Source organism: Streptomyces sp. NPDC039424 (genome assembly GCF_055639495.1).
This window is the reverse complement of sequence record NZ_JBVKAI010000047.1, coordinates 1,956-3,704: the sequence shown is the minus strand read 5'-3', so window position 1 is coordinate 3,704 and position 1,749 is coordinate 1,956. Positions and strand designations below refer to the sequence as shown.

Annotated in this window: 1 rRNA gene; it reads right to left on the bottom strand. The window is 57.4% G+C overall.

Annotated elements, in window-relative coordinates:
- Positions 1–1,697: ribosomal RNA gene (locus tag ACZ7L0_RS43900) — 23S ribosomal RNA — on the bottom strand; the annotation flags it as partial.
- Between the last annotated feature and the right edge of the window lie 52 nt (positions 1,698–1,749).

Genomic DNA, 1,749 nt, shown 5'->3' with positions numbered 1-1,749 from the left:
CCTACACCCTTACCCCGGGACAACCACCGCCCGGGATGGACTACCTTCCTGCGTCACCCCATCACTCACCTACTAACCGCTTGGTTCGGCGGCTCCACCACTTTCCTTTCCCCGAAGGGTCCGGAACGGCTTCACGGCCTTAGCATCACGATGCTCGATGTTTGACGCTTCACAGCGGGTACCGGAATATCAACCGGTTATCCATCGACTACGCCTGTCGGCCTCGCCTTAGGTCCCGACTTACCCTGGGCAGATCAGCTTGACCCAGGAACCCTTAGTCAATCGGCGCAAACGTTTCTCACGTTTGTATCGCTACTCATGCCTGCATTCTCACTCGTCAACCGTCCACAACTACCTTCCGGTGCTGCTTCACCCGGCAGACGACGCTCCCCTACCCATCCGTACAGGCGTTGGCCCTATATGTACGAATGACACGACTTCGGCGGTACGCTTGAGCCCCGCTACATTGTCGGCGCGGAATCACTAGACCAGTGAGCTATTACGCACTCTTTCAAGGGTGGCTGCTTCTAAGCCAACCTCCTGGTTGTCTGTGCGACTCCACATCCTTTCCCACTTAGCGTACGCTTAGGGGCCTTAGTCGATGCTCTGGGCTGTTTCCCTCTCGACCATGGAGCTTATCCCCCACAGTCTCACTGCCGCGCTCTCACTTACCGGCATTCGGAGTTTGGCTAAGGTCAGTAACCCGGTAGGGCCCATCGCCTATCCAGTGCTCTACCTCCGGCAAGAAACACACGACGCTGCACCTAAATGCATTTCGGGGAGAACCAGCTATCACGGAGTTTGATTGGCCTTTCACCCCTAACCACAGGTCATCCCCCAGGTTTTCAACCCTGGTGGGTTCGGTCCTCCACGAAGTCTTACCTCCGCTTCAACCTGCCCATGGCTAGATCACTCCGCTTCGGGTCTTGAGCGTGCTACTGAAACGCCCTATTCGGACTCGCTTTCGCTACGGCTTCCCCACCCGGGTTAACCTCGCAACACACCGCAAACTCGCAGGCTCATTCTTCAAAAGGCACGCAGTCACGAGAATGGAGCAAGCTCCATTCCGACGCTCCCACGGCTTGTAGGCACACGGTTTCAGGTACTATTTCACTCCGCTCCCGCGGTACTTTTCACCATTCCCTCACGGTACTATCCGCTATCGGTCACCAGGGAATATTTAGGCTTAGCGGGTGGTCCCGCCAGATTCACACGGGATTTCTCGGGCCCCGTGCTACTTGGGTGTCTCTCAAACGAGCCGCTGATGTTTCGACTACGGGGGTCTTACCCTCTACGCCGGACCTTTCGCATGTCCTTCGCCTACATCAACGGTTTCTGACTCGTCCCACGGCCGGCAGACCGTAGAAGAGAGATCCCACAACCCCGCATACGCAACCCCTGCCGGGTCTCACACGTATACGGTTTGGCCTCATCCGGTTTCGCTCGCCACTACTCCCGGAATCACGGTTGTTTTCTCTTCCTGCGGGTACTGAGATGTTTCACTTCCCCGCGTTCCCTCCACACTGCCTATGTGTTCAGCAGCGGGTGACAGCCCATGACGACTGCCGGGTTTCCCCATTCGGAAACCCCCGGATCAAAGCCTGGTTGACGACTCCCCGGGGACTATCGTGGCCTCCCACGTCCTTCATCGGTTCCTGGTGCCAAGGCATCCACCGTGCGCCCTTAAAAACTTGGCCACAGATGCTCGCGTCCACTGTGCAGTTCTCAAACAACGACCAGCCACCCGTC